This is a genomic window from Streptococcus sp. SCPM-O-B-15277 (M60) (assembly GCF_058200335.1).
Window position 1 is genome coordinate 1 of the sequence record NZ_JBYQGR010000007.1, and the last position, 17,433, is coordinate 17,433.

Here is a 17,433-nt window from a genome sequence, read left to right on the forward strand (position 1 = left end):
GTCAACATTTTGATTGAGGCAGATGCCTTTTTTTATTTTTAAATAAAAAGTAATTATGTTCTTAAATCATCATTTATCTGTAAAATTACATTACATTTCCTTATATGTTTTGTTTCGTTTCCATTTCAAAAACTAATAATCTGGTGAAGAATTATCCTAATGATAGTTCTTTTTTTTTATTTTTGGTATTCTAGACATATGAAAAGAATCAGAATTGATGTTGTTGTTGTTCCTTTAAGTGGACATTTGTATCCAACAATGAATTTATTAGTACCTTTACTGAATAATCCTCAGTATGAGATTCGTTTATTCACAGGTCCTCAGAAAAAAGAAGTTGCTGAAGTTGCTGGTTTCACTGTTGTTCCTATACTAGAGAATCACATCGAAGAGTTTGAACGCGCAGCAAATAATGATCAGCAATTAGGAGTTTTGTCAGCCTATCATCAACTTTCTGAAAGTATTGATTTAATTAATTTAGTTTCGGATCAATTATTAGAAGAGTGGAGTAAAAATCGACCAGATATTGTTATTGCTGATTTTATTACTTTGTCTGGTGGTTTGGTGGCTAATCAACTTGGAATTCCCTGGATAACTACTATGGCTACACAATTTGTTTTAGAAACTACTGATGGGCCTCCTTGTTTTATTGGTGGCATGGGGAGTCCAAAGAATTTTTGGCAGGCTACAATACAATTTTTGGGGAGAAAAGCAACTCGTATAGTGAAACGTATTGTATCTTTTTCATTCCGTGATCGTTTAAAGAGATATAAATTCAAAGTATATAACCAACTCGGTCAGGAGACAATTTATTCTCCTTATTCCATTCTCGCTATTGGCATGAAAGAATTAGAACTTAAAAAGGAATTTCCAGAGCATTTTCGTTGGGTGGGCCCATCAGGAGCTTCAGTTGAGGCAGGAGAGGATTATCCTTTAGATTTGTCTCCTTTTATGGAGCGAAAGAAAGTTTTGATGACTTGCGGTACACAACTAGCTTGGGCAAAAGAAAATCTTATTTATCAAGCTAAGCAACTTGCAAAAGCTCATCCTGATTGTCACTTTTTTGTAACTCGTGGTGTAGGTGGAGAGGCCTTCCAATGTGAAAAACTCATGGAGAATCTGTCCCTTGTTTCTTATCTCCCTTATAAGGAGTATATCCCTCAGATGGATTATGTCATTCATCATGGTGGAGCTGGAATTTTTTATCAATGCATTATTTATGGTAAGCCAGCTTTGATATTACCTCATGATTATGATCAATTTGATTATGCCGTTCGTGGGGTTGAGGCCGGTATTGCTTTTACAGCTAAAAGAGATAATAGCGAGGCCATTGGACAAGCCTTTGAGAAACTGTTAGCTATAGAAAATTGGCCAGAATTAGAGACTTTGCGCCAGGCAGCACAGTCTTATCATCCGACGGAAATTTTGGAGAGTGAAATTCATCGTCTGCTAGCGGATAAGGAGAAAGAAAAATGAAAACAGTTTTAGTAACTGGAGCAACAGGTTTCTTGGGTAAATATGTAGTAGAAGAATTAGTAGATCATGGTTATCTAGTGCGAGCTTTTGGCAGAAATAGAAAAGTTAGTTACTCCTTAGAGAATTCTTCAGTCAGTTTTTTTAAAGGGGATTTGACCAAAGCTGAGGATGTGGCAGAAGCTTGTAAGGGAATGGATATGGTCGTTCATGCGGGAGCTCTGTCAACAGTTTGGGGCCCGTGGGAAGATTTTTATCAGGCCAATGTTTTAGGGACTAAACATGTTCTTGAAGCTTGTCGTCAAGCTGGAATTCAGCGCTTAGTCTATGTATCCTCGCCAAGTATTTATGCTGCTCCCAAGGAGCAGTTGGCTATCAAAGAAAGTGATGCTCCAGAGGAAAACAATCTCAATAACTATATCCGTAGTAAATTAGCTTCGGAGAAACTCTTTAAAGATTATCCAGATGTTCCTAGTATCATCTTGAGACCTCGTGGACTTTTTGGGATTGGGGATACCAGTATTTTGCCACGGGTGATCAACCTTAGTCAAAAAATAGGAATTCCTTTGATTGGAGATGGGCGTCAGCTCATGGACATGACTTGTGTGGAAAATGTAGCTTTGGCAATTCGTTTGGCTTTGGAAGCTCCAGAAGCAAAAGGTGATATCTATAACATCACTAATGGCGAACCAAGAGCTTTTAGGGATTTGCTGGAGGAAAGTTTGACAGGTTTGGGTTATCCAATCAAATATAGAAAAATTCCAGCAACTCTATTATCGGGAATTGCCAGTAGTTTAGAGTTTCTTTATAAGACTCTGAATCTTAAAGGGGAGCCAGCCCTGACACGCTATACCTATTACCTGCTTCGCTATAGTCAGACTCTTGATATTAGTAAGGCTGAGAAGGAACTGGGTTATCATCCAAAAATAAGTATTTCAGAAGGGATTGAGCAATATGTCCAAGATTATCGAAAGCATTGAGTATTTCCCAGCAGGATATTGTACAAGTTATGCTGGTTTGCTCTTTAAGGGTGTCAAGAATAGAAAGATGACTTTTCCAGCGGGTGTCTTTTTAATCAAGCATAAGGAAAAGGGCTATCTGCTTTACGATACTGGCTATCACTATGATATTAAGAGGAAACTTCGTTATGGTTTTTATCGTCTAGGAACTCCAGTTCAAATGACGGAGGAGGATCAGATTTCACATTTGCTGGAAGCTAAAGGAATAAAGCCAGAAGACATTAACTATGTCTTGCTATCTCATTTACATCCAGATCATCTAGGAGGGGCTAGCTTCTTTCCTCATGCAAACTTTATCCTGACTCAGGAAGTGTATGATGTTTATAAGAAACCAAAACTAAAAGATTTAATTTTTAAAGAATTTTTACCGGCTACTTTTGAGGAGAGGTTGACAGTTATTAAGGCAGATCAGCAAAATGCTAACTTTAACTATCGGCCTACCAAGGATCTTTTTGGAGACGGAAGTATCCTTGTAGCTTCGATAGATGGTCATGCCAAAGGGCAAGCTTGTCTCTTTATTCCAGACTATCATCTCTTTATCGCGGCAGATCTTTGTTGGGGAATAGACCTCTTGCCTTATACCAAGCAGATGCATCTGATTCCTTCCTTGGTTCAAGATAGCAAGACTGACTATATCAAGGGAACAGAGTTACTGGAAGAAGTCTTGAGAGACGGCATTGAGGTAGTTGTCAGCCATGACCCTGTAGAAAGGATTGAGCGGATTTTGTATGAAAAAAATAACCTTTCTTAAAACGTTTATCCAAACTCGGTGGCTTCATCATTTTAAATCTCGAGACGCTTTAGAAAACTATCAGAAAAAGCAACTAGCTGCCTATATGGCCTTTCTTAAACGTGAGTCGCCTTATTTTAAAAATGGGGTACCTAGCGACTTTGACCATATGGACAAAGCTTTTATGATGGCTCATTTTAATGAGCTCAACACCCAAGAAGTGGATCGAGACGAGGCCTTGGCTTTGGCTATCGAAAGTGAAAAGACTCGAAATTTCACAGAACTTAAAGGAGAAATAGCTGTCGGTCTTTCTTCAGGGACATCCGGGCATCGGGGAATCTTTATTACAACCGAAAAAGAGCGAAGTATGTGGGCGGCGGCAATCCTAGCCAAGATGTTGCCTAAAGGTCAACTTTTTGGACACCGCATCGCCTTTTTCCTCAGAGCGGATAATGAACTCTATCAGACAATCAATACGGCACTCATTCGTTTAGAATACTTTGATATTTTCAAGAATACAGATGAGCATATAGAGCGTCTCAATAGTTATCAACCGACTATTGTAGTGGCACCTGCTTCTATGTTGATTGAATTGAGCAAGCGCCTAAAAGCCGGAGAGCTAAAGATTCATCCGCAAAAAATCGTATCGGTGGCAGAAATATTGGAAGATAGTGATAAAGAACGGATTGCTGATGCTTTTTCTCTATCCATTATTGACCAAGTCTACCAGGCAACCGAAGGTTTTCTAGCTTGTACTTGCCCTGCTGGAAATCTTCATCTCAATGAAGATATCATATTTGTAGAAAAACACTATCTGGACGATCGACGTTTTTATCCAGTGATTACAGACTTTAAACGAAGCAGTCAGCCTGTTTATCGCTATCAGCTCAACGATATCTTAGTTGAAAATCCTGAACCTTGCCCATGTGGATCTCATTACACAAGGATTGACAAGGTCGAAGGTCGATCTGATGATATTTTCTACTTTGAAGGGCTAGATGGAGGTCAAGTCACGATTTTTCCTGACTTTATCAGACGTTGTATTCTCTTTGTGGAGAATGTCGGAGATTACCAAGTCAAACAACATTCTGAGAAGTTAGTGGAAGTTTGTCTGAGTCGGAGGGACGAGCAAGTTGAAACAGCGATTACAGAGCAGTTTCGACTCTTGGCGCAACAAAAAGAGTTTAAAACACCTGAAATAAAATTTTCAGATTATCACTGGGATACAAGTCGTAAACTCAAACGTATCCAACGTTTATGAAAGGACAAAAAGTTATGACAGAAGTAAAAAGACATGTAGAAATCGCAGGCTATGGAGTTTGCCTTCCAAAAAATACAGTGCAATTTAAAGATCAGACTCGTCATCGTGTGGTTGAAAATGAAGAAACGCAACTCGATTTGGCGGAAGCGGCTATCCAAGCTGCACTTAAAAACGCAAATTTGAGTATGAAAGACATTGATTGCCTTGTATCAGCTAGTGCGGTTGGTGTTCAGCCTATTCCTTGTACAGCAGCTTTGATTCATGAACGTGTGGCAAACGGGCTCTCTATCCCAGCTATGGATATTAATACGACTTGTACAAGTTTTATCTCTGCTCTATCAACTATGTCACATTTGATTGAAGCAGGAGAATATGATCGCGTTTTGATTGTATCTAGTGAAGTTGGTAGCTTGGGGCTTAATCCAAAGCAAAAAGAAAGTTTTGAACTCTTTAGTGATGGGGCAGCAGCCTTTATTTTCCAAAAAAGTAATCAGGACAAAGGAGTTATCGCTAGTCTCCAACGCACTTGGTCAGAGGGAGCTCACGATACAGAGATTCGTGGAGGTTTGACTTCGTATCAACCAAAAGAATACTCTGAAGCGACTAAGACAAATTTCATGTTTGACATGAAAGGCAAGAAAATCCTCTTGCTTTCTGCTCGTGTTATTCCAGAGATGTTCCAAGAATTCCAAGAGAAATCGGGTATTTCTAAAGATGCTGTAGACTATATTATTCCTCACCAAGCTAGTCGTGCTCTTCCTTTGGTTATGGGAAAACTGGGAGTAGATGAAGATAAGTACCTGAATCTTGTTACTGATTATGGGAATATGGTTTCCGTTGCGGTACCTTTTGGTTTAGCTTATGCACTTGATCATGGTTATGTAAAAGAAGGAGATACCATCTTCTTGATGGGAACTGCAGCTGGTATGACGGTCAATATGTTGGCTTTGAAATTGTAAAATAAAAGCAGGCACATATAAGTGGCCTGCTTTTTAAATTAATTTTAAACGTAGGACCCATCGGCCTATACAGAAAAAGCTTGATAACTTTTACGAAACTAAGTATACTAGAAGGTAACAAGCGTTTTCAGACGTTGAATCAGGGAGTAGACTTAGAAATTGAGAGGGAAATATGGGAATCAGAAAATTTCGCTTATTAATGTCCAAGTATGGTTTTAGTATTACGATTATCCTTATAGAATTAGTTCTTGTTTTCGGAATTATTCTTTACATGAGCCAGATTGCTCCGATTATTTGGGTGACTCTTGTATTTTTAATTAGCGTCGCAACGGTTATAGCGATTGTCAATCGTTCGATGTCACCTGAAAGCAAAGTGACTTGGTTGATTGTGACCTTTGTACCTGTGTTTGGTCCACTGCTTTATCTCATGTTCGGTGAGAGAAGACTATCAAAAAAAGAACTGAAGCAACTCCAAGAATTGAATTCTATTGCATTTCATGAGAATAATGGGCGCCAACTCCATTTGCAACTACAGGAGACAGACAAACCAGCTTACGGAATTATCAATGCCTTGCTACATATGGATAGTAATGCAGAAGTCTATGACCATACAGACTCACAATTCTTTGCTAATGGAGAAGAAATGTGGCAACAGATGCTGGAGGATCTTAAAAGAGCTGAAAAGTTTATTTTTCTTGAATACTACATTGTCGAAGAGGGCTTGATGTGGGATAGCATACTCGAAGTTCTGGAAGAAAAGGCAGCTCAGGGAGTCGAAGTCAAGATGCTCTATGACGACATCGGTTGTATGGTGACTTTGCCTGGGGATTATACTGTTTATTTGCGGTCTAAAGGGATTGATGCTCATAAATTTAATAAGGTGATTCCTCGTATGACAGTGGCCTATAACAACCGTGACCACCGGAAAATCTTGGTCATTGATGGGCAGATTTCCTACACTGGTGGAATCAACCTTGCAGACGAATATATCAATCATATTGAACGTTTTGGTCACTGGAAAGATAGTGGGATTCGGATTGATGGTCCGGCGACTCAAGCATTTACCAGACTATTTCTCATGAACTGGTACATCAACCGTGGGGAAATCAGTGACTTTGATCAGTATCATTTGGAAAATCAGACACGATTTGGTAGCGGTCTTTGTATCCCATACGGCAGTGGTCCTAAGCCAATCTATAAAACGAAGGTAGGGAAGATTGTTTATCAAAATCTAATTAACCAAGCAGAGGATTTTGTTTATATCACAACGCCTTATCTCATTATCGATTATGATTTAACAGAGGATATAAAAAATGCGGCGATGCGAGGCGTAGATGTGAGAATAGTCACGCCCCATATACCGGATAAAAAACTCATTCAACTTGTAACACGGGGAGCTTATCCAGATCTTTTATCTGCGGGTGTTCGCATTTTTGAATACACACCTGGTTTTATCCATAGTAAGCAAATGATTGTTGATGATCGATTCGCGGCTGTCGGTACTATTAACTTGGATTATCGTAGCTTGGTTCACCACTATGAAAATGCAGTACTACTCTACAAAACAGAGTCAATAGCGGATATTCGCAAAGATTTTGAAGGAATTTTTGAACAATCTCAAGAAATCTTCTCGGATACCATAAATCCTACATGGTATCAAATGATAATTAAAGAAGTCACGCAGTTATTTGCACCGATGCTTTAATTGAAAGAGACGGGAAACCGTCTCTTTTTCTGTAAGCAGTTTCCTTGACATCTTATTTTTTTTGCGTTATCATATTCCATATAATATATGGGAGTCTGTGTACAGTCTGAGAGGAAGTGTTAAACTTCGACCGCACCTGATCTGGGTAATGCCAGCGTAGGGAACGAATACTTGGCCTAATTTTGCACCTTTTTCATATATGAAAGAGGTTTTTCTTTTTTTACAAAGAAAAACTGTAACTTAGAAGGAGGTTTTAATGAAAGCAAGCATTGCTTTACAAGTCCTGCCCCTGTCACAAGGGGTTGACCGCATAGCTCTTATCGATCAAGTCATTGCCTATCTGCAAGCTCAAGGAGTAACCATGGTGGTGACACCCTTTGAAACAGTTTTAGAGGGAGAATTTGATGAGCTCATGCGTATTCTCAAAGAAGCGATAGAAGTGGCAGGCCAAGGAGCAGACAATGTCTTTGCCAATGTGAAAATAAATGTAGGAGAGATTTTAAGCATTGATGAGAAACTTGAAAAGTATAATGAGACGGCATATTAGCCTACTAGGATTTTTGGGTGTCTTGTCCGTTTGGCAGTTGGCAGGCATTTTTAATCTATTGCCTAAATTTATCCTTCCAACTCCACTTGAGATCCTCCAGTCTTTTGTTCGTGACAGAGAATTTCTTTGGTACCATAGTTGGGCAACCTTGAGAGTCGCCTTACTAGGTTTGGTGCTGGGTGTCTTGATAGCTTGTATCATGGCCGTCCTTATGGATAGTCTGAGTTGGCTCAATGATTTGATTTATCCTATGATGGTGGTTGTCCAGACCATCCCGACCATTGCCATAGCTCCTATCCTAGTGTTATGGTTGGGTTATGGGATTCTGCCAAAGATTGTCTTAATCATCTTGACGACTACTTTTCCTATCATTGTCAGCATTTTAGATGGTTTTAGGCATTGTGATAAGGATATGCTGACCTTATTTAGTCTGATGCGTGCAAACCCTTGGCAAATCCTGTGGCATTTTAAAATCCCTGTCAGTCTGCCCTACTTTTATGCCGGTCTGAGGGTCAGTGTCTCCTATGCCTTTATCACTACAGTGGTATCTGAGTGGTTGGGAGGCTTTGAAGGACTAGGTGTCTACATGATTCAATCCAAGAAACTGTTTCAGTATGACACCATGTTCGCGATTATTATTCTGGTATCACTGATCAGTCTTCTAGGTATGAAGCTAGTCGATATCAGTGAAAAATATGTGATTAAATGGAAACGTACTTAAAATAGAGCGTTTTAAAAAGAAAAGAGGAAATAAAAATGAAGAAAACATGGAAAGTGTTTTTAACGATTGTAACAGCTCTTCTAGCTGTCGTGCTTGTGGCTTGTGGCCAAGGAACAGCTTCTAAGGATAACAAAGAAGCAGAACTCAAAAAAATTGACTTTATCCTAGACTGGACACCCAATACCAACCATACAGGGCTTTATGTAGCCAAAGAAAAAGGTTATTTCAAAGAAGCTGGAGTGGATGTTGATTTGAAATTGCCACCAGAAGAAAGTTCATCTGACTTGGTTATCAATGGTAAGGCGCCATTTGCTATCTATTTCCAAGATTACATGGCTAAGAAATTGGAAAAAGGAGCAGGTATTACTGCCGTTGCAGCGATTGTAGAACACAATACATCAGGGATTATCTCTCGTAAGTCTGACAATATCAATAGTCCAAAAGACCTGGTTGGGAAGAAATACGGAACTTGGAATGATCCAACTGAGCTTGCGATGTTGAAAACCTTGGTAGAATCTCAAGGTGGAGACTTTGACAAGGTTGAAAAAGTACCAAACAACGACTCAAACTCGATTACACCGATTGCCAATGGCGTTTTTGATGCTGCCTGGATTTACTATGGTTGGGATGGAATCCTTGCTAAATCTCAAGGTGTAGATGCTAACTTCATGTATTTGAAAGACTATGTGAAAGAGTTTGACTACTATTCACCAGTGATCATTGCAAACAACGACTATCTGAAAGACAACAAAGAAGAAGCTCGTAAAGTCATCCAAGCTATCAAAAAAGGTTACCAATACGCTATGGAGCACCCAGAAGAAGCGGCTGATATCCTGATCAAAAATGCCCCAGAACTCAAGGAAAAACGTGATTTCGTTATCGAATCTCAAAAATACTTGTCAAAGGAATATGCTAGCGACAAGGAAAAATGGGGACAATTTGATGCTGATCGCTGGAATGCCTTCTACAAATGGGATAAAGAAAATGGTATCCTCAAGGAAGACTTGACTGATAAAGGATTCACGAACGAATTTGTAAAATAATGACAGAAATTAGACTAGAACACGTAAGTTATGCCTACGACAATGAAAAGATTTTAGAGGATATTAACCTACAGGTAACCTCAGGTGAAGTAGTCTCTATCCTAGGCTCCAGTGGTGTAGGAAAGACTACTCTCTTTAACCTAATTGCAGGGATTTTAGAAGTCCAGTCAGGACGAATCATTCTTGACGGTGAGGAAAATCCCAAGGGGCGCGTGAGTTATATGCTCCAAAAGGATTTACTCCTAGAACATAAGACCGTTCTTGGCAATATCATTTTGCCCCTCTTGATCCAAAAGGTGGATAAGGCAGAAGCCATTGCCAAAGCAGATGAAATCCTTGCTACCTTTCAGTTGACGGCTGTAAGGGATAAGTACCCTCATGAACTCAGTGGTGGGATGCGCCAGCGTGTTGCTTTACTCCGTACCTACCTTTTCGGGCATAAGCTCTTTCTTCTAGACGAGGCCTTTAGCGCTTTGGATGAGATGACTAAGATGGAACTTCATGCCTGGTATCTTGATATTCATAAACAGCTAGGCCTGACGACGCTCATCATTACGCATAGTATCGAGGAGGCCCTCAATCTCAGTAATCGCATCTATATCTTGAAAAATCGCCCTGGTCAGATTGTTTCTGAAGTCAAACTTGATTGGTCTGAAGGCGAAGACAAGGAAGTTCAAAAAATTGCCTACAAACGCCAGATTTTAGCGGAGTTGGGCTTAAATAATTAGAAATGAAGAGAGTTGGTGAAGTTTATACTTTGCCAGCTCTCTTTTGCCTTTTAAAAAAGGGAAACTAACTTGCGAGAAGGAACTAAAAGGGCTATAATGAAGAAAAATGAAACATGGTTTAAAAATGGGATTTGATAAAGATTTTATAGAAAAGGTTTTTTCTGACGGAAAAGATAGAGTGAATAGAGCTATTTTTGTAAAACCGGAAGAACTTATTGAAATATCCGATGAAGAGCTAAGTTATTTTGGCGAGGGTATTTTTTATTGTTTACCTCGTAATCAGTATGTAATGGATAATAAAGATAAAATTAGACAAAAATATAAATTATCTAAAGAAATGCCTAAAATAAATGGCATTCCTTTACCAACTTTTTTAAAAATGAGATCATGGGATAGAATTAGAAAGACCAAGCCAACCTTAAAAGAAATCATCAGGATGATTGAAAAATGATGATTCAGTGTAGGTGAAGTGTTGTCTTATAATTAGAAAGAGGAGTTGTTATGAGATACAGTCAACAAGTATTAGATATGCTAAAAAGAGGTGTAAGTGGTGATGTTGATGATTACTATGACTTTTTTCTTGAGATCACTGCTAAATTAGGCGAAGATGAGGCTTTTGCTGACGGTTTGATAGCAGAGAATGAACCTCTTTTTGATGTTATTAATGATGAACAAATGTATTATTTCTATGTCGAAGAAGATACAGAGAACAGAGAATTGTGCCAAAATTTTTTAAAGACTTACTATGAAAAAGCAAAACAACTAGTAGATAGCTAAATTTGGGCTTATCTTGTTCTTTGAGTTTATAGGTGGAATGGTATTGTATGAAAAAAGAAGAAATTAAAAATATATAGGCGCAGATCTTGAATTAAATGTTAATGGCCGAGGTACTTACTTTAAATCAAGTATTTGTGTAGTAGGTAATTATATGAGAAATAGAATCATTGCTGTTTACAGAATTGCAAATCGTTTGGTCTCTATTACAGTTGAAAATCCAGACTTTTCTGAATTAAGAGTTAATCAATTTGTAAAAATTGGAGACAAAGAGTATAGGATAAATAGTCTCCCTTTTGTGGATTCAACCCCACCAAAATCTTTTTTTGAAATGGATACATTTGCAATTGACTACACAGAGGATGAATTGATGAATAAAGTGGCAGTATTTACGCTATCGGATAGTCAATCATAGTGTGTTACACAGAAACTATAGCAATCAATCCGTTCAATGTGTCAAAATGTATTATAAATCTAAAAAATGAAGACGGTGGCTTGAAAGAATCAGGGCAAGTTGTGTGGTACTAAATGACTTGAGCGACTTTAGAATATAGGAAAAAAGCAATGCTTAAACTAATTAAAATTTTTAATTCTAGTATTTTAGGATATTGGTATATTCCTGAAAACCGTGACCCAGGTATGATTGAGATTGATGAGCAAACTGGTGAAGTTACAGTTGCTATCGAGTCAAATTATGATAAAGAACTTGGGGCACCCTATTATGCAAACAAGGCTCGTGGAGCGGTGAAGCAGATGTGGGATAGAGGAGAATTACCAAGCGAGAAATCATTTACCTGGTGGTAATTTTAAGAGATAACAAAAAGTGATTAAATAATGTTAAATAATGAATTAAATGACTACAGCAAACAAGCCCCATTCGATGAAATAGATGAAATAGATGAACCCATTTTTTCGGAATCTAATCTTGAAGGGTACAGTGATTTTTACAAAGATAGTGAAGAGTCAAAAGTTTGGTGGATTTATAGAATAGGTGTTATAGGAGAGTTTCTGTTCAGCTTTGATAAGAAAAAAATTTATAACCTTTTTCTTGACTATCCTCACAATATGACGGAAGAAGAAGTTAGAATTTTTGATAGCGAAAATCCTTTCTGGAGAGATTTTTTCTCAGATAGGAAGTTATGAACTATTTGTTTCGATTGGGAATTTTTTTGCTATCAAGGCCCTTTTAAGGGCTCTTTTTTGTGGACTTTTTAAGGAACTTTAAAGAAAAACCAAGGTGTCTTAATACCATCGTATTTTTAAGGAAATCAGTATTTTCAAGGTCTTAGCCCTAAAAATTTGACTTATAGAGTCTTAAATGATAGTATAGTCAAAGATGGTCAAAGTTGAAGAAGGAGGTAGCAAGCTATGAAATTTAAAAATACATCGGACCATATTGAAGCCTATATCAAGGCGATTTTAGAACAATCTGGTATCGTAGAATTGCAACGAAGCCAGCTAGCGGATACCTTTCAAGTCGTACCTAGCCAGATTAACTATGTGATTAAGACTCGTTTTACAGAGAGTAGAGGCTATCTAGTTGAGAGCAAACGTGGTGGCGGGGGCTATATTCGCATTGGTCGAATTGAATTCTCTAACCATCATGATATGCTTCGTGATTTGTTGTATTCAGTGGGTGATGAGGTGAACCAAGTCATCTTTGAAGATGTTTTAAGACTCTTAGTCGAACAAGAACTCATGACCCGCCAAGAGATGAATCTATTATTAGCTACGGGGACAGACCGAATTCTAGGTGAGGAAGCTAATCGTATTCGTGCCAATATGCTTCGTCAGTTGTTGCATGAAGTAGATAGAAAAGGAAAATAAAACGACATGAAATATTCAAAAGCATTGAGAGAATGTATCGATAGCGCCTTTCTGGTAGCGAGTCGCTTTGGTGCAGACTACCTAGAATCATGGCACCTACTGATTGCCATGGCCAATCATAGCTACAGTGTTGCCGGAGCAACTCTCAACGAATTCCCTTATGAGATTGATCGTTTAGAGGAAGTCGCTGTAGAATTAACAGAGGCAAACTATAACCACAAGGAAGATTACCAGGAACTTCCCTTCTCCTACCGCTTAAATGTCTTACTATTAGAAGCGGAACATATTGCTTCAGTTGTTCATGCCAAAGCATTGGGTACTGAGCACCTTCTATACGCTATCTTGCATGACGGCAACGCCCTAGCAACTCGCATTCTGGAAAAAGCAGGTTTCTCCTATGAAGACCAGAAGGACCAAGTCAAGATTGCAGGGCTTCGTCGTAGTCTTGAAGCGCGTGCTGGTTGGACAAAGGAAGATTTGAAGGCTCTGCGTCAGCGCCATCGCTCAGTTGCAGATAGGCAAAATTCTATGGCCAATATGATGGGCATGCCTCAAAGCCCAAGTGGTGGATTGGAAGATTACACTCATGATCTTACAGAACAAGCCCGTTCAGGGAAATTAGAGCCAGTCATCGGGCGTGACCAAGAAATCTCTCGTATGATTCAAATCTTGAGTCGAAAAACAAAAAACAATCCAGTTTTAGTCGGAGATGCAGGTGTTGGTAAAACGGCTCTGGCACTTGGTCTTGCGCAACGAATTGCCAACGGAAATGTACCTGATGAAATGGCTAAGATGCGTGTCCTAGAGCTTGATTTGATGAATGTGGTTGCGGGGACCCGTTTCCGTGGAGACTTTGAAGAACGTATGAACAATATCATCAAAGATATTGAGGAAGACGGTAAGGTTATTCTCTTTATCGATGAGCTCCATACTATTATGGGGTCTGGAAGTGGTATTGATTCGACCTTGGATGCGGCCAATATCCTGAAACCTGCCTTGGCACGTGGAACTCTGAGGACTGTCGGAGCGACTACTCAGGAAGAATACCAAAAACACATCGAAAAAGATGCGGCCCTTTCTCGTCGCTTTGCAAAAGTGATGATAGAAGAGCCGAGCGTGGCTGATAGTATGGCTATTTTGCAGGGCTTGAAAGCAACTTATGAGAAACACCACCATGTTCAAATTACAGATGATGCAGTAGAAACAGCTGTCAAAATGGCCCATCGCTATTTGACCAGCCGTCACTTGCCAGACTCAGCGATTGATCTTTTGGATGAAGCGGCAGCAACTGTCCAAAATAAATCGAAACATGTCAAAAAAGATGAGTCAGGTTTAACACCAGCTGATAAGGCCTTGATGGATGGAAAATGGAAACAAGCAGCTCAGCTCATTTCAAAAGAACAGGAAGTTCCAGTCCATAAAGATCTAGTAAAAGAATCTGATATTTTGACAACCTTGAGTCGCTTGTCAGGTATTCCAGTTCAAAAATTGACACAAACGGATGTCAAGAAGTATCTCAACCTTGAAACTGAGCTGCATAAACGGGTTATCGGACAGGAACAAGCGGTATCTAGTATCAGTCGTGCCATTCGGAGAAATCAATCGGGTATCCGCAATAACAAACGTCCGATTGGTTCCTTTATGTTCCTTGGACCGACAGGTGTTGGTAAAACTGAATTGGCCAAAGCCTTGGCAGAAGTTCTCTTTGATGACGAGTCTGCTCTTATCCGTTTCGACATGAGTGAGTACATGGAGAAATTTGCAGCCAGCCGTCTCAACGGAGCTCCTCCAGGTTATGTAGGCTATGAAGAAGGTGGAGAGCTGACCGAGAAGGTTCGCAACAAACCATATTCAGTTTTGCTTTTTGACGAGGTAGAAAAGGCTCACCCAGATATCTTTAATGTTCTCTTGCAGGTCTTGGATGATGGTGTCTTGACGGACAGTAAAGGCCGTAAGGTTGATTTTTCAAATACCATCATTATCATGACGTCGAACCTTGGTGCGACAGCTCTTCGTGATGACAAGACAGTCGGTTTTGGAGCTAAGGATATTCGTTTTGATCAGGAAAATATGGAAAAACGGATGTTCGAAGAGTTGAAAAAGACTTACCGTCCAGAGTTCATCAACCGTATTGATGAAAAAGTTGTCTTCCATAGCCTATCAAGTCAAGATATGCAAGAAGTGGTTAAGATTATGGTCAAACCATTGATTGCGAGTCTCGCAGAAAAAGGAATTGACTTGAAATTTCAAGCTTCTGCCCTTAAACTTCTAGCTCAGAAGGGATATGATCCAGAGATGGGAGCTCGCCCACTGCGCAGAACCCTGCAAACAGAAGTAGAAGACAAACTAGCAGAGCTCCTTCTTACAGGTGAACTGAAAGAAGGTAAGACACTTAAAATTGGTGTCAAAGCAGGTCAATTGAAATTCGACATTATATAAAACAAGAACTATGAATCTATAATTTGTAGATCCGCCCTCTTTATTGCCATCAAAAGCAGAAAGGAAGTAGAAGATGATGAATCAGATAATTCCAACCGGGATGACAGAAAAAGAGTACTTTGAAGTTCACGCTAGTCAAGCTGAATTTTTAGACTGGTACCACAAGCAAGCACTCCCTCAGTATGAAAAACCAAGCGTGACTGTGGATATGGTAGCCTATTGCTTTGTAGAAGGGAAAATGAAACTCTTTCTGATTCGTCGGAAGGCACACCCTTTTCAAAATTGCTTAGCGCTAGTTGGTGGTTTTATGGATAAAGGGGAAGATGCTGCCCGTTCTTGTCAGCGTGAGGTAAAAGAAGAAATCAATCTTGATCTTCCACTGGAAAAGATTGAGCAGCTAGTGACAGTATCTACTCCTGGTCGTGATCCCAGAGGGTGGACAGTTACCATTGCCCACTTGGTTTACCTACCCAGTCGAGCTCTTGACTTGGCTAAGGCAGGAGATGATGCAAAAGAAGTCGTTCTTGTGGATGTCGATTTTCACACAGGCAAGTGTTACTTGGATGGTAAAGAACTTGAGGAGAAGGACTTTGCATTTGACCACTTATCCATTATTCAAACATCCATCCAGAAGATTCAAAAAGCTATCGATTATGACCCTCGTTTCCTTTATTTACTAGAGGATGAATTCACAGTGGATGATGGTTTAGCTCTCATTGAGACTCTAAGTCCAGGCAAATCATGTACGAGTGATAGTTTCTTGATGAAATACAGTGATCGTTTAGAGGAAGTTGGATTTAAACGGATTCCTCAGAAGGAAGTCATTACCATTTATCGATTGAAATAAAAAGCGAGGTCGGAATTTTTTCCGACCTCTTTTTCTTATGATTTAAGGATGTTTATCTTTATTAGAATTGCTCATAAATCGAATGAATAAATCTTTGTATTTATATTTTAAATAGGTTTCGTGTAAATACAATAAAGCTACATAGACAATCATGAAAATGGCAGTTAAGTAAAACAAATCAAATGTTGTTTGAGCGTAATGAGTAGCACCCCCCATAAGAACAGAAAGCAGCTAAAATCAACCAAGGAAGATACTTGTAATAGTTTCTTAACATAAGCCCACACCTCCAATATCCTATTTCAATTTTATTATAGTCCTTCAAGAAAAAAATGCAAGCGATTTCACTTATAAAATATATTATTTTAGTAGGAAAAATTTTCCTGTTTTTTAAAATCATTTACGAATAAAAGATATAGGAGGAATAAGAAAATAAATGTACTCAAAAATAATTCTAAAAAATTTTAGATAAATAGTTGACAGAATCAAAAACAAATATTACAATATTGTTACAAAAATATTTCTAAACATTTCAAAAACATTACATAAGGAGTGTAAAATGAAAAATAAAACTTCTATCAAATTGATGGCCGCAACTGTACTCGCTTCAACCTTGTTATTAGGAGCTTGTGGTAATCAGAAAGAGAACACTGCGAGTGATAGTTCTAGTAAGACAACACAAGCATCTTCTAGTTCTAAGGCAAGTTCTTCAAGTAAAGATAACAAGACTCAGAAGTCATCAACTACATCAGAAAACACTAAGTCATCATCTTCTGATCAGTCAAGGTCTACTGCTAATCAATCGCAAGCAACAACGGCACCAGAAACAAAGCAGAGCCAAGAATTTTCCACTAAGCAAAGCCCTTCTCAAGCACCATCAAATCAAGAAGGAACACAAGAAAAGCCGAATCAGTCAACTTATGATCCAGCAACTGATCGAAAACTTCAAGACAAGCAGGCAGAACATAACAAACGTTATAAAGGTGTCTTGACTATGGTGGACAAAGATTTTTCGGCTGTGGCTGGAAATTGGAAGGGTACTAATGGCGAAACAATTATAGTTTCACCAAGTGGCCAATTTACAGTAGAATCTGCTGATGGCAAGAAAGAAAACTATTCTATCCAAAGCTATTCTTATACTCTTGATGATGGGAAATACAATGCTGAAGTAGGTGGTGGAAAAGTTATCCAAATTACAACAGGGGCAGATGGTACGGTATCTAGTGTTGTTCTGATTCAACCATAAAAAGCTGTCTCAAATCTTGTCTAGACTTAGATTTATAAAAGAGTAGTTCAACTGTTTTTCACTTAATTTCTCTAATAGAAGTGGTATAATAAATGAATCAAAAGGGAATGAGTGATAAAT

Annotated in this window: 19 protein-coding genes and 1 pseudogene; 19 read left to right on the forward strand and 1 reads right to left on the reverse strand. The window is 38.8% G+C overall.

The features are described 5' to 3' along the window. Positions 1-198: 198 nt before the first annotated feature. The 18 genes from AC3E9F_RS08085 (at position 199) to AC3E9F_RS08170 (ending at position 16,070) form a co-directional block, all read left to right on the forward strand. Positions 199-1,473 carry a glycosyltransferase gene (locus AC3E9F_RS08085; protein ID WP_263394132.1) on the forward strand — a complete coding sequence of 425 codons (1,275 nt, stop codon included), beginning with the start codon at positions 199-201 and terminating at the stop codon, positions 1,471-1,473. After that, positions 1,470-2,450: an NAD-dependent epimerase/dehydratase family protein gene (locus AC3E9F_RS08090; protein WP_263394131.1), complete on the forward strand. Its 981-nt coding sequence runs from the start codon at positions 1,470-1,472 to the stop codon at positions 2,448-2,450. The genes AC3E9F_RS08085 and AC3E9F_RS08090 overlap by 4 nt, the downstream gene beginning before the upstream one ends. After that, entirely contained in the window at positions 2,425-3,240 is an 816-nt protein-coding gene (locus AC3E9F_RS08095) for an MBL fold metallo-hydrolase (RefSeq protein ID WP_263394130.1), read from the forward strand. Before AC3E9F_RS08090 ends, AC3E9F_RS08095 begins: the two co-directional genes overlap by 26 nt. Next, a complete protein-coding gene (locus tag AC3E9F_RS08100) occupies positions 3,218-4,480 on the forward strand; it encodes a F390 synthetase-related protein (RefSeq protein ID WP_263394129.1) in 1,263 nt (420 codons plus the stop codon). The genes AC3E9F_RS08095 and AC3E9F_RS08100 overlap by 23 nt, the downstream gene beginning before the upstream one ends. Positions 4,481-4,494: 14 nt before the next feature. After that, a complete protein-coding gene (locus AC3E9F_RS08105; RefSeq protein WP_263394128.1) occupies positions 4,495-5,439 on the forward strand; it encodes a 3-oxoacyl-[acyl-carrier-protein] synthase III C-terminal domain-containing protein in 945 nt (314 codons plus the stop codon). A gap of 172 nt (positions 5,440-5,611) precedes the next feature. Continuing rightward, on the forward strand, positions 5,612-7,144 hold the full coding sequence (gene cls / locus AC3E9F_RS08110; RefSeq protein WP_263394127.1) for a cardiolipin synthase: 1,533 nt from the start codon (positions 5,612-5,614) through the stop codon (positions 7,142-7,144). Positions 7,145-7,400: 256 nt separating this feature from the next. Further along, positions 7,401-7,691 (forward strand): thiamine-binding protein, encoded by a 291-nt coding sequence (locus AC3E9F_RS08115; protein ID WP_263394126.1) that lies wholly within the window; start codon positions 7,401-7,403, stop codon positions 7,689-7,691. Continuing rightward, the gene (locus tag AC3E9F_RS08120; RefSeq protein WP_263394125.1) at positions 7,654-8,412 is read left to right on the forward strand and encodes an ABC transporter permease; all 759 of its coding nucleotides are present in this window, start codon (positions 7,654-7,656) and stop codon (positions 8,410-8,412) included. The genes AC3E9F_RS08115 and AC3E9F_RS08120 overlap by 38 nt, the downstream gene beginning before the upstream one ends. Positions 8,413-8,447: 35 nt before the next feature. Then, positions 8,448-9,455, forward strand: a complete 1,008-nt coding sequence (locus AC3E9F_RS08125) for an ABC transporter substrate-binding protein (RefSeq protein ID WP_263394124.1) — start codon at positions 8,448-8,450, stop codon at positions 9,453-9,455. Beyond that, on the forward strand, positions 9,455-10,183 hold the full coding sequence (locus AC3E9F_RS08130) for an ABC transporter ATP-binding protein (RefSeq protein ID WP_263394123.1): 729 nt from the start codon (positions 9,455-9,457) through the stop codon (positions 10,181-10,183). Before AC3E9F_RS08125 ends, AC3E9F_RS08130 begins: the two co-directional genes overlap by 1 nt. A 106-nt stretch (positions 10,184-10,289) precedes the next feature. Beyond that, entirely contained in the window at positions 10,290-10,634 is a 345-nt protein-coding gene (locus AC3E9F_RS08135; RefSeq protein ID WP_263394122.1) for a hypothetical protein, read from the forward strand. A 50-nt stretch (positions 10,635-10,684) separates the two neighbouring features. Continuing rightward, the gene (locus AC3E9F_RS08140; RefSeq protein WP_263394121.1) at positions 10,685-10,960 is read left to right on the forward strand and encodes a hypothetical protein; all 276 of its coding nucleotides are present in this window, start codon (positions 10,685-10,687) and stop codon (positions 10,958-10,960) included. Between the two features lie 151 nt (positions 10,961-11,111). Beyond that, entirely contained in the window at positions 11,112-11,372 is a 261-nt protein-coding gene (locus AC3E9F_RS08145; protein WP_263394120.1) for a hypothetical protein, read from the forward strand. 149 nt (positions 11,373-11,521) lie between these two features. Next, entirely contained in the window at positions 11,522-11,761 is a 240-nt protein-coding gene (locus tag AC3E9F_RS08150; RefSeq protein ID WP_263394119.1) for a hypothetical protein, read from the forward strand. 27 nt (positions 11,762-11,788) lie between these two features. Next, positions 11,789-12,100, forward strand: coding sequence for a DUF7675 family protein (locus AC3E9F_RS08155; RefSeq protein ID WP_317852509.1), 312 nt, complete (start codon positions 11,789-11,791; stop codon positions 12,098-12,100). 225 nt (positions 12,101-12,325) lie between these two features. Further along, entirely contained in the window at positions 12,326-12,784 is a 459-nt protein-coding gene (locus tag AC3E9F_RS08160; protein ID WP_263394117.1) for a CtsR family transcriptional regulator, read from the forward strand. 6 nt (positions 12,785-12,790) lie between these two features. Further along, positions 12,791-15,223, forward strand: a complete 2,433-nt coding sequence (locus AC3E9F_RS08165) for an ATP-dependent Clp protease ATP-binding subunit (protein WP_263394116.1) — start codon at positions 12,791-12,793, stop codon at positions 15,221-15,223. Positions 15,224-15,296: 73 nt separating this feature from the next. Next, complete coding sequence (locus tag AC3E9F_RS08170; RefSeq protein WP_263394115.1) at positions 15,297-16,070, forward strand: NUDIX hydrolase; 774 nt, start codon at positions 15,297-15,299, stop codon at positions 16,068-16,070. Positions 16,071-16,112: 42 nt separating this feature from the next. Here AC3E9F_RS08170 and AC3E9F_RS08175 read toward each other — a convergent pair. After that, a pseudogene (locus AC3E9F_RS08175) lies at positions 16,113-16,344 on the reverse strand (hypothetical protein). A gap of 282 nt (positions 16,345-16,626) precedes the next feature. On the opposite strand from AC3E9F_RS08175, the gene AC3E9F_RS08180 reads away from it, so the two are divergent. Next, positions 16,627-17,313, forward strand: a complete 687-nt coding sequence (locus AC3E9F_RS08180; RefSeq protein ID WP_263394114.1) for a hypothetical protein — start codon at positions 16,627-16,629, stop codon at positions 17,311-17,313. Positions 17,314-17,433: the final 120 nt, after the last annotated feature.

What these genes read in the sequence shown, in the direction of transcription:
- cls (WP_263394127.1), top strand. Translation starts at nt 5,612, where the DNA reads ATGGGAATCAGAAAATTTCGCTTATTAATGTCCAAGTATGGTTTTAGT.
- AC3E9F_RS08170 (WP_263394115.1), top strand. Translation starts at nt 15,297, where the DNA reads ATGATGAATCAGATAATTCCAACCGGGATGACAGAAAAAGAGTACTTT.
- AC3E9F_RS08160 (WP_263394117.1), top strand. Translation starts at nt 12,326, where the DNA reads ATGAAATTTAAAAATACATCGGACCATATTGAAGCCTATATCAAGGCG.
- AC3E9F_RS08180 (WP_263394114.1), top strand. Translation starts at nt 16,627, where the DNA reads ATGAAAAATAAAACTTCTATCAAATTGATGGCCGCAACTGTACTCGCT.
- AC3E9F_RS08145 (WP_263394120.1), top strand. Translation starts at nt 11,112, where the DNA reads ATGAGAAATAGAATCATTGCTGTTTACAGAATTGCAAATCGTTTGGTC.
- AC3E9F_RS08150 (WP_263394119.1), top strand. Translation starts at nt 11,522, where the DNA reads ATGCTTAAACTAATTAAAATTTTTAATTCTAGTATTTTAGGATATTGG.
- AC3E9F_RS08125 (WP_263394124.1), top strand. Translation starts at nt 8,448, where the DNA reads ATGAAGAAAACATGGAAAGTGTTTTTAACGATTGTAACAGCTCTTCTA.
- AC3E9F_RS08165 (WP_263394116.1), top strand. Translation starts at nt 12,791, where the DNA reads ATGAAATATTCAAAAGCATTGAGAGAATGTATCGATAGCGCCTTTCTG.
- AC3E9F_RS08090 (WP_263394131.1), top strand. Translation starts at nt 1,470, where the DNA reads ATGAAAACAGTTTTAGTAACTGGAGCAACAGGTTTCTTGGGTAAATAT.
- AC3E9F_RS08095 (WP_263394130.1), top strand. Translation starts at nt 2,425, where the DNA reads ATGTCCAAGATTATCGAAAGCATTGAGTATTTCCCAGCAGGATATTGT.
- AC3E9F_RS08130 (WP_263394123.1), top strand. Translation starts at nt 9,455, where the DNA reads ATGACAGAAATTAGACTAGAACACGTAAGTTATGCCTACGACAATGAA.
- AC3E9F_RS08085 (WP_263394132.1), top strand. Translation starts at nt 199, where the DNA reads ATGAAAAGAATCAGAATTGATGTTGTTGTTGTTCCTTTAAGTGGACAT.
- AC3E9F_RS08115 (WP_263394126.1), top strand. Translation starts at nt 7,401, where the DNA reads ATGAAAGCAAGCATTGCTTTACAAGTCCTGCCCCTGTCACAAGGGGTT.
- AC3E9F_RS08100 (WP_263394129.1), top strand. Translation starts at nt 3,218, where the DNA reads ATGAAAAAAATAACCTTTCTTAAAACGTTTATCCAAACTCGGTGGCTT.
- AC3E9F_RS08105 (WP_263394128.1), top strand. Translation starts at nt 4,495, where the DNA reads ATGACAGAAGTAAAAAGACATGTAGAAATCGCAGGCTATGGAGTTTGC.
- AC3E9F_RS08135 (WP_263394122.1), top strand. Translation starts at nt 10,290, where the DNA reads ATGAAACATGGTTTAAAAATGGGATTTGATAAAGATTTTATAGAAAAG.
- AC3E9F_RS08140 (WP_263394121.1), top strand. Translation starts at nt 10,685, where the DNA reads ATGAGATACAGTCAACAAGTATTAGATATGCTAAAAAGAGGTGTAAGT.
- AC3E9F_RS08120 (WP_263394125.1), top strand. Translation starts at nt 7,654, where the DNA reads ATGAGAAACTTGAAAAGTATAATGAGACGGCATATTAGCCTACTAGGA.